This window comes from Limnohabitans sp. (assembly GCF_044361985.1).
In the GTDB taxonomy this organism is placed as follows: domain Bacteria; phylum Pseudomonadota; class Gammaproteobacteria; order Burkholderiales; family Burkholderiaceae_C; genus Limnohabitans_A.
The window spans coordinates 1-8,838 of the sequence record NZ_JBIKHV010000086.1; the positions used below are offsets into that span (position 1 = coordinate 1).

Here is an 8,838-nt window from a genome sequence, read left to right on the forward strand (position 1 = left end):
CAGCAACCGCCGCCATTTGTTGCCCGAGTACATGAGCGAAAACCTCACCTACAAGCACACCGACGATGGCGAGGTGCATCCGGGTGAAGGGGTGGAGGAAAAAATCTCGCTGTCTGAGCGCTTTGGCCTCTGGATCAGTTTCTACCCTTTCTCGCAAGAAGAGTACTTGCACATTGCCAGCCAATGGCTCAGCGCCATGGGGGCCACGCCCGCGCAAATTGCTGCAGCTCGCCCTGACGCCTTGCTGTGGGCCCTGGAGCGAGGTTCGCGCAGTGGTCGCGTCGCCTACCAGTTTGCGCGGGACATGATGGGACGCCAATCGGACGTTGCATGAGCGCAGGGCTGTTGGTGGCTGACGGGGATCGCCAGCGCGAAGGGCTGAACCCTGGCCAAGAAGAACGTGCCGTGGTGGATGTGGCGGTCGGTGTTTTGCTGCAACCAGGGGGGCAGTTTTTGCTCACCTCTCGCCCTGATGGCAAGGTCTACTCAGGCTATTGGGAATTCCCGGGTGGCAAACTCGAAGTGGGTGAGTCGGTCGAGCAAGCCTTGCGCCGGGAATTGCATGAAGAGTTGGGCATCATGATTGGCCAGGCCCAGTTTTGGAAAACCCAGATGGTCGATTACCCACACGCTTTGGTGCGTTTGCACTTTTGCAAAGTGCGGGATTGGCAAGGTACTTTGCAAATGCGCGAAGGCCAATCACACGCTTGGCAGACATTGCCCGTCGCGGTAGTGCCCGTTTTGCCTGGCACCATTCCGGTGTTGGGGTGGTTGGCTGAGGAGCAAGCTTTCACAGGTGCCACGCACGCCTAAAACCCGGAAGGCCAGGGCTTATTGCAGGCGCGGATCGCCAAAAGGCTCTTCAGGGGGCGTTTCGTCGGGCAGTTTGAACTCTTCGCTGGCCCAAGCGCCCAGGTCAACACCCTTGCAGCGGGCGCTGCAAAAAGGTCGATAAGGATTGTGGCTGCTGTAAAGACTCAGGCCCGCGCAGGCCGGGCATCGCACTTTGCGGGGTTGGAAGGCTTCAGGCTGGTTCGCGTCACTCATGCGCACAAAGACATCTCGAAGGGAACGTCCTCTGTGGTGGCCACCAATTTGCCATCGCTTTGCTGGCGCATCATCCGGATCACCACCAGCAAGCGGTTGCAGCTGATTTCAGGGGTGATGCCAAGGGCCGGATCAATCTTCAGGCGCAGCAGCTGAAACGTACGCCCTTGAGGCAAATTCTGTTGCAGTTGGCCGGCTGTGGCCATGACTTTTTGGCTGCTGCCGGATTCACGCAACATTTGCAGCAACAGTTGGATGGCTTGGGCCAAAGGCCCAAAAGGTGCAACCCACTGCGCCAAGTCGTTGGCACGGCTGGCTGCCGCGTGGTGCTGCCAGGCGTAATAGGCTGGCAGATCAAACTCACAAGTGCCGCCAGGGATGACGGCGCGGCTGCGCAAAGCCATCAGAAAGTCGTTGTCATTGAGGCTTTGGCCAATCTTTCCGCTGACCTGGTTGAGCGACTCAAAGTGCCCATCCAGTTGGCTGATCAGTCCGTCGAGGGCCTTTTCGGAGATGGCCGGGTTGCCGCGGTAGCCGCTGTACAGCTGTTTTTGGCGTTCCAGGTCTTTCAGGACGTCCGATTTCAGCTCTGAACGCGAGGCCACTTCGATGATTTCGAACAGCGTGGTCAGCGCGAAATGATGGTCGACCGCTTCAGAACGGGCCATCAACAGGCCCAGGCGGTTGAACAATTGTTGCAAGCGCAGGTAGGTGCGGATGCGTTCGTTAAAAGGGTATTCGTACAGTATCACGCGGCTTCTTCCAAGTCCGCCATCATAGCCCGAAGTCAGCGGCCATCTGAGCCACTTGGGCCTCTAATTCAGCCAGATTCAAGCCCTGGTTAAAGAGCACCACATCGGCACAGGCCAGTCGTTGGCCTCTGCTGGCTTGCAAAGCGATGATGCCGTCGATTTCCTCTGGGGCCAAACCACTGCGGGCCATGACCCTTTGCTTTTGTGTGGGGGCATCACAGTCGACCACGATCACCCGGTCAAGCTGCCGGCGCCAGCGCTCGCCCGATTCCACCAGCAAAGGCACATCAAACAGCAGGCAGTTTTGACCGCTTTGCAGTGCTGCCTGTGCCTGTTCAGCGGTGATCAGGCTGACCAGGGGGTGAATGATGCTTTCGAGCTGTTTTTTGGCATCTGTATGGTTGACGATCAGTGCACGCATGGCTGGCCGATCCATGGCGCCATCCGCACCGACCATGTGCGATCCAAAGACCTGGCTTATCTGGGCGATGGCACGCCCACCCGGGGCGGTCAAGTTGCGTGAAATCGCGTCAGCGTCGATCACTGCAGCGCCGCGGGCTGCCAGCATGCCCGCCACGGTGCTTTTGCCGCTGCCAATGCCACCGGTCAGGCCGATGCGCCAAATATGCTGAGTGTTCATGGATTAAAAAAGCAAGCTGGGCAGGTGGCCAAAGACCATGACCCACAAACCCGCCAAGGCCAAAAAAGGGCCAAACGGAATATAGCCGTCTTCAGGCATGCGTTGACGCATGCGCAGCCACAGTCCCCCGGCAATGCCTGTGAGAGACGCGATCAGAACCAGCGAAAGCAGTGCAGGCCAGCCCAGCCAGGCACCCAGTGCCGCCAGAAGTTTGAAGTCGCCTTGGCCCATGCCCTCTTTGCCTGTGACCCCCTTGAACAGCCAATAGACAGACCACAAAAAGAGGTAGCCCGCTACGGCGCCCCACATGGCCGTGCTCAAAGTGATGTGACTCCAACCGAGGCTGGCCGCCAACAAACCCGACCACACCAAAGGTTGTGTGATGGCATCGGGCAGCAAGCTGGTGTCCGCATCAATGGCCGCGAGGGTCACCAGAGCGCCCGCAAAGCCTGCCCATGCCAAAGCGCTGCCGCTCAGGCCATATCGGTCAAAGCTCCAGGCAAACAAGACTGCAGTGAACAGCTCTATGGCAGGGTAACGCCAGCCAATGGGGGCCTGGCAATGACGGCATCGGCCTTTGAGCCCAAGATAGCTGAGCACGGGAATCATTTCTGCCCACGACAGGGCGTGGCCGCAGTGGGGGCAGTGAGACCCAGGAACAGCGATGTTGTAGGGCTTGGAGGGCGGCAGGTTGGTGCCGGACTCTGCAGCCGCCCATTGCGCCTCCAGCATTCGGGGCAGGCGGTGGATGACCACGTTCAGAAAGCTGCCCACCACCAGACCCAGCAGCACAACCCCAATCCACATGAGTAAATCGGTGGCCATTTCAGAAAACCTGACCCAGGCGAAAAATTGGCAAATACATGGCCACAAGAATACCGCCAATCAGGCTGCCCAGCACAACAATGATCAAGGGTTCGAGCAAACTCGACAAGCCGTTCACCCGGTCGTCCAGTTCGGTTTCCATCAAGCCGCCAGCCCGCGCCAGCAAATTGTCCAGGGCGCCGGTCTCCTCTCCTGTGGCACACAGCTGCACGATCATGGGTGGGAACCGGCCGCTTTGGGCCATGCTCTCGCTCAAACGGCCGCCTTGTGCCACCTGCCTTTGCAATTGAAGCGTCACACGCTCGAATATCGCGTGATCGCAGGCTTGAGACACAGGCCCCAGGGCCTCTGCCAAGGGCACGCCTGCTGCCAGCAATGCCGACAAGGTCTGGGCCCAACGCGCCACCACAGCCGTGCCGATGAGCGGCCCCAGCAGGGGCAACTTGAGCAGCCAACGGTCTTTCGCGGTTTTGAACCTGGCCTGGGCAGCTTGGGGGCGCTGCCAAAACCAGACCCCCAGCACAATGCCTGCCATCACCAGTGGCCCCGACGCGCTCAAGCCGTCGCTCAATGCCACCACCATTTGCGTGGCCCATGGCAAGTCGGCCCCAAATGACTTGAAAACATCCTCGAACACCGGCACGACAAACACCAAAATCAGCACCAGCACAGCGGTGGCGACACCCAGCACCGCAGTGGGGTACATCAGGGCAGAGCGCAAGCGTGAGCGCAGGCCCTCATTTTTCTCCAGGGTGTGCGCCAAGCGCTCCATCATGCTGTCCAGAATGCCAGCCGACTCGCCTGCTTGCACCATGCTGGTGTACAGCCCGGTGAAGTGGCTTGGATGGCGCGCCAAAGCTTCGTGCAAGGCCATGCCGGAAGCCACATCGTTTTGTACCGCCTGGACGATCTCGACCAGAGGCCCGGAAGGCAGGCTGCGTGACAGCATGGTCAGCGCTTGCAACAGGGGCACGCCGGCACGCAGCAGCGCAGCCAGCTGCCGGGTCATGAGGGACAGTTCGCGCGGTCGGACCCGCAGCGGAAGTTCCCACCACAAGCGCTGCAGCCGCACCTGTTGCAGCCCCTGCCTGCGCAATTGGGCGCGTGCCAGCCCGGCATCGAGGGCATTCAGGCGTCCTTGCACAGGGCGGCCCTGTTCATCGCGTCCCTGCCATCTGAAAGCTGGGGATGGCTGCTGTGGGTCGGGCTTGTTCATGCGCTGTACCCTGTCGAGGCCAAGACTTCATCCAGTGAGGTGATGCCTTTGAGCACTTTGCGCAGACCCGCCAGCCGCAAAGTGCCCACACCTTCTCGTTGGGCTTGTTGCGTCAACTCCAGGTGGCCTGCCTCACGCAAGATCAGGTGCTGCATGTCTGCGCTCACCGGCATGACCTGAAAAATGCCAGTGCGGCCAGAAAACCCCTTGTGGCAATGTGCACAGCCCACAGGGCTGAAAGCTTCGACCGTTTCTGCCGTGATGCAGTTGAGGGGCAGACCCGCCTTTAGCAAAACATCCGAGGACAACGCCTCACGCTTTTTGCAATGCTGACACAGGCAGCGCACCAGGCGTTGGGCGGTGACCAGGGTCACGCTGGCGGCAATGTTGTAAGAGGCTGTTCCCATGTTGCGCAAACGCACCAGGGTGCTGGGCGCATCGTTGGTGTGCAAGGTCGACAGCACCAAGTGGCCAGTCTGTGCTGCCTGCACGGCGATGTTCGCGGTTTCCAGGTCGCGCACCTCCCCGACCATCAGGATGTCTGGGTCCTGCCGCAAAAATGCACGCAAAGCGATGGCAAAAGTCAAACCGGGCTTGTCCTGCACATTCACCTGGTTGATGCCTTGCAGTTGTATTTCGCAAGGGTCTTCCACGGTGGCGATGTTCACCTCAGCGGTGTTGAGCAAGTTCAGGCACGCGTAAAGCGATTGTGTTTTGCCCGAACCAGTGGGCCCTGTCACCAGCACCATGCCATGGGGACGGTGAATGGCTTCGACCAGGCGAGCCAGGTCTTGCGGCTCGTAACCCAGTTGGGTCAAGTCGAGCTGTGCTTGCGCGGAATCGAGGACCCGAATCACCAGTTTTTCGCCAAACAAGGTGGGCAAAGTACTCACACGCAAGTCCAACTCACGGCCACTGAGCAATCTCAGCTTCATGCGACCGTCTTGTGGCAGGCGCTTTTCGGCAATGTCCAGCCGGGAGAGGACCTTGATGCGCGAGGACAGTCGGTCTTTCAGGGCCATGGGTGGGGTGGCCACTTCGCGCAGCTCACCGTCGATGCGCATGCGTACCCGGTAATGGTGTTCATATGGCTCAAAGTGCAAGTCAGAGGCCTTGAGTGCCACGGCCTGCTCCAGCAGTTGCTGCACAAGATGAACGACCGGTGCGTCATCGATGGCACCCGGCCTGGACTGGGTACCAAGATGGTTTTGCATGGGCCTCCATGAATTATTTTGTTTTATTTTTTGAAAACACATCATGGGCCGAATTTGACCGTTTGTAAATGCAGGGTAGGGGCCAAGAGTCCATTTGGCGCCGTGATCAGGCGACCGCTGGGGGCTTTGGGGGGTGCTGGCTTGGACGAATGCCGCGCAGGCACTGGCCTGGCTTTAAAGGAACTTGACCGGTTGGTATTTAGGGTCGGCGTGCTCGCAGGCTTCGGCTTTGGCGCAGGGCATTTGGCACAGCGCCCGGTCGTTCAGGGGGCAGGCGCGGTTGAAGGTGACCACATGGTCGACCTCGGCGCGGATGCCGATCCACTCGCCCAGCTTGTGGTCGTGGTGACTGGGCACATGGGCCATCAGCAACTCACCGCTGGCCAGCCGGAGGGTGTACAAAAACTCTGAGCCACGGAAGGCTTTGCGGATGATCTCGGCCTTCACGGGGGCATGGTCGTCGTGCACGATGTCATCGGCGCGCAGCAGCACATCGCATTCGCCGCCTTCAAATGCACAGGGCAAGGGGCATTCGGCCACATCGGTCAGCTCGCCCACAGCCGTACTCACCAAAATGTGCCCGTTCACTTCTCGCAAGGTGGCTGGGGTGAAGACGCCATGCCCGATGAAGTCGGCCACAAATCGTGTGGCTGGGCGGTGGTAAAGGCTGTAAGCATCCTCCCACTGGTGCAACTGGCCTTCGTTCATCACGCCGATCACATCGCCAATGGCAAAGGCTTCAAGCTGGTCGTGTGTGACCAGCAGGGCGGTGGCGTTCGCAGCTTTGAGGATGCTGCGAACCTCTTGCGCCAGGCGTTCGCGCAGGTCGATGTCGAGGTTTGAAAAAGGCTCGTCGAGCAACAGCAAATCAGGCTTGGGCGCGAGGGCGCGGGCCAAGGCCACGCGTTGCTGCTGGCCCCCTGAGAGCTCATGGGGATAGCGATTTTCGGCGCCGCCCAAACCCACCAGAGCCAGCACGTCTTGCACGCGTTGGCGCTGTTCTTTTTTGGGCAGGTGTGCCAAGCCAAAACCCACATTGCGCCCGACGTCCATGTGCGGAAACAGCGCATAGTCCTGAAACACCATGCCAATGCGACGGCTTTCTGCAGGTTCGGTGTGCCCCACTTCGCTCACCACGCGGGAGGACAGCAAAATTTTTCCGCCGGTCACGGGCTCCAACCCGGCCACGGCGCGCAGCAAGGTGGTTTTTCCGCAGCCAGACGGCCCGATCAAAACGCCAATGTCACCCGCACTCAACCCCAGGTTCACCCCGCGCACGGCGGGTGAGGGATTGCCGGGGTATTGGATGTCCAGTTGGCGCAGCTCTAAAAACATGGGTTTGATTGTAGGCAGGTTGTCCAAGCACTGATGAGCGGCTTTTTTGCAGGCCTGTGCTTGGGTGCGTGATTTATGCGGGCCATGGCCTGCCAAGCTTCGGTCCCCGGGGCGGGCTCCTACAATAAGCGCTTCATTCAGAGGTCTGCTTTTGATGCTGCGCACTTTGACCCGACCTTTGTCGCGTCTTCCCACACTGTTTTTCGCCCTGTTGGCTTTGGCATTGGCCTTGCCGGTGCTGGCTGTGTTGGGCTCGTGGCTGCAGTGGAGTGGGCAAAGCGCAGACATCTTGCTGGAAATGGGCCGCACCGTGCTGCCCGATTACGCCCTGACCACGCTGGGCTTGTGCCTGATGGTGGCGTTTGGCGTGACGGTCCTGGGCCTGGCCACGGCGGTGCTGGTCACGCTGTTTGATTTTCCGGGGCGTGGCATTTTTGAATGGCTATTGCTTTTGCCGCTGGCCATGCCGGCGTATGTTGTGGCCTATGCCTACACCGATTTTTTGCAGTTCAGCGGGTCGCTGCAGATGGCTTTGCGCGAAGCGCTGGGCCTGCAAGGTCGCTTGTGGCCCGATGTGCGCAGTGTATGGGGGGCTGCACTGGTGTTCACCCTGTCGCTCTACCCGTATGTGTACTTGCTGGCCCGAACCGCCTTGGTGGAGCGGGCTGCAGGCTTGATGGAAGCAGCCCGGCTGCTGGGCGCACCGCTATCCCGCCGCATTCGAGAAATTGCCTTGCCACTGGCCCGCCCGGCGGTTGCCGCGGGTGTGGCCTTGGCATTGATGGAAACACTGGCCGATTTCGGGGTGTCCAGTTATTTCGGTATCCAGACCTTCACGGCGGGCATTTACAAAGCCTGGCTGTCCATGGACAACCGCATTGCAGCGGCGCAGCTGGCCACGGCGCTGCTGGCCGTGGTGGTGGTGTTACTGCAGTTGGAGCAGCGCGCGCAAAAGCGCCTGCGCTTCAATCAAAGCCGCGGTTCGCGCCAGGGCTCTGCCGAGGCTCAGCCCGTGGTGCTGCATGGTGCCCACCGCGTCATGGCATGGGGGGTGTGCAGCTTGCCCGTGCTGCTGGGTTTTGTGCTGCCAGTGTTCATCATGTTGCGGGCTTTGGCGGGGGAGACCAGCGAGCTGCCCTGGGAGCGCTTTGGACAGTGGGCCTTCACCAGCTTGCGCCTTGGTGCGGTGACCGCTTTGCTGGCTGTGGGTGTGGCGCTGGCGCTGGCCTTCAGCGTGCGCACCCGGGCTGACCGCCTCAGCCAAGGCGCCATCCAGCTCGTCGGCTTGGGGTATGCCATTCCTGGCGCGGTGGTGGTGGTGGGTTTGCTGTTGCCTGTCAGCTGGATTCAGCAGACCTGGCCAGAATCATCGGCCGGGGCCTGGATCACCGCCACCTCTTTGGGACTGGTCTGGGCCTATCTGGTGCGATTTTGCGCCGTGGCGCTGCAGTCGGTGCAAAGTGGTTATGCCCGCATTCCGGTCAGTCTGGACGACTCCGCCCGCATGCTGGGCGTCACCGGTTGGGGACTGATGCGCCGTGTACACGCCCCCTTGCTTCAGCGCACCACCCTGGCTGCTGTGCTGCTGGTGTTTGTCGACGTGATGAAAGAGTTGCCCGCCACGATGGTGCTGCGCCCTTTCAACAGCGACACGCTGGCGGTGGTGGCGTACCAACTGGCGCGCGACGAGCGACTGGGGGAGGCGGCTTTGCCATCGCTGGCCTTGGTGCTGGTGGGTTTGATCCCGGTGATCTTGCTCAGCCGGACCTTGCGTCAACCGGCATCCTGAACGCCTGCCGTGGTGGCAGG

At 60.5% G+C, this 8,838-nt stretch carries 9 protein-coding genes and 1 pseudogene; 3 read left to right on the forward strand and 7 right to left on the reverse strand.

The features are described 5' to 3' along the window. Positions 1-334 (forward strand): DUF815 domain-containing protein (locus tag ACIQ3A_RS12080; protein WP_396431983.1); only part of this gene is annotated, 334 nt, incomplete at its 5' end. Continuing rightward, the gene (locus tag ACIQ3A_RS12085; RefSeq protein WP_396431984.1) at positions 331-813 is read left to right on the forward strand and encodes an NUDIX domain-containing protein; all 483 of its coding nucleotides are present in this window, start codon (positions 331-333) and stop codon (positions 811-813) included. The genes ACIQ3A_RS12080 and ACIQ3A_RS12085, both read left to right, overlap by 4 nt. 18 nt (positions 814-831) lie before the next feature. Here the strand turns inward: ACIQ3A_RS12085 and ACIQ3A_RS12090 are convergent, their stop codons facing one another. The 7 genes and pseudogenes from ACIQ3A_RS12090 to ACIQ3A_RS12120 all read right to left on the reverse strand — a co-directional run bounded on the left by ACIQ3A_RS12090 (position 832) and on the right by ACIQ3A_RS12120 (position 7,029). Beyond that, positions 832-1,047 carry a DNA gyrase inhibitor YacG gene (locus ACIQ3A_RS12090; RefSeq protein WP_396431985.1) on the reverse strand — a complete coding sequence of 72 codons (216 nt, stop codon included), beginning with the start codon at positions 1,045-1,047 and terminating at the stop codon, positions 832-834. After that, positions 1,044-1,799 carry a cell division protein ZapD gene (gene zapD, locus ACIQ3A_RS12095; RefSeq protein ID WP_396431986.1) on the reverse strand — a complete coding sequence of 252 codons (756 nt, stop codon included), beginning with the start codon at positions 1,797-1,799 and terminating at the stop codon, positions 1,044-1,046. Before zapD ends, ACIQ3A_RS12090 begins: the two co-directional genes overlap by 4 nt. A 22-nt stretch (positions 1,800-1,821) precedes the next feature. After that, a complete protein-coding gene (gene coaE, locus ACIQ3A_RS12100; protein ID WP_396431987.1) occupies positions 1,822-2,439 on the reverse strand; it encodes a dephospho-CoA kinase in 618 nt (205 codons plus the stop codon). A 3-nt stretch (positions 2,440-2,442) separates the two neighbouring features. Continuing rightward, entirely contained in the window at positions 2,443-3,264 is an 822-nt protein-coding gene (locus ACIQ3A_RS12105) for a prepilin peptidase (protein ID WP_396431988.1), read from the reverse strand. Between the two features lies 1 nt (position 3,265). Next, positions 3,266-4,480, reverse strand: a complete 1,215-nt coding sequence (locus ACIQ3A_RS12110) for a type II secretion system F family protein (RefSeq protein WP_396431989.1) — start codon at positions 4,478-4,480, stop codon at positions 3,266-3,268. Further along, positions 4,477-5,655: pseudogene (locus tag ACIQ3A_RS12115) on the reverse strand (GspE/PulE family protein); the annotation flags it as partial. The pseudogene ACIQ3A_RS12115 and the gene ACIQ3A_RS12110, both read right to left, overlap by 4 nt. 213 nt (positions 5,656-5,868) lie before the next feature. Beyond that, positions 5,869-7,029: an ABC transporter ATP-binding protein gene (locus ACIQ3A_RS12120; RefSeq protein WP_396431990.1), complete on the reverse strand. Its 1,161-nt coding sequence runs from the start codon at positions 7,027-7,029 to the stop codon at positions 5,869-5,871. 154 nt (positions 7,030-7,183) lie between these two features. On the opposite strand from ACIQ3A_RS12120, the gene ACIQ3A_RS12125 reads away from it, so the two are divergent. After that, on the forward strand, positions 7,184-8,818 hold the full coding sequence (locus ACIQ3A_RS12125; protein ID WP_396431991.1) for an ABC transporter permease: 1,635 nt from the start codon (positions 7,184-7,186) through the stop codon (positions 8,816-8,818). The last annotated feature ends 20 nt before the right edge of the window (positions 8,819-8,838 follow it).

Excerpts from the sequence above, each read along its gene's own strand:
- ACIQ3A_RS12085 (WP_396431984.1), top strand. The coding sequence starts at position 331 with ATGAGCGCAGGGCTGTTGGTGGCTGACGGGGATCGCCAGCGCGAAGGG.
- ACIQ3A_RS12090 (WP_396431985.1), bottom strand. The coding sequence starts at position 1,047 with ATGAGTGACGCGAACCAGCCTGAAGCCTTCCAACCCCGCAAAGTGCGA.
- coaE (WP_396431987.1), bottom strand. The coding sequence starts at position 2,439 with ATGAACACTCAGCATATTTGGCGCATCGGCCTGACCGGTGGCATTGGC.
- ACIQ3A_RS12105 (WP_396431988.1), bottom strand. The coding sequence starts at position 3,264 with ATGGCCACCGATTTACTCATGTGGATTGGGGTTGTGCTGCTGGGTCTG.
- ACIQ3A_RS12110 (WP_396431989.1), bottom strand. The coding sequence starts at position 4,480 with ATGAACAAGCCCGACCCACAGCAGCCATCCCCAGCTTTCAGATGGCAG.
- ACIQ3A_RS12120 (WP_396431990.1), bottom strand. The coding sequence starts at position 7,029 with ATGTTTTTAGAGCTGCGCCAACTGGACATCCAATACCCCGGCAATCCC.
- ACIQ3A_RS12125 (WP_396431991.1), top strand. The coding sequence starts at position 7,184 with ATGCTGCGCACTTTGACCCGACCTTTGTCGCGTCTTCCCACACTGTTT.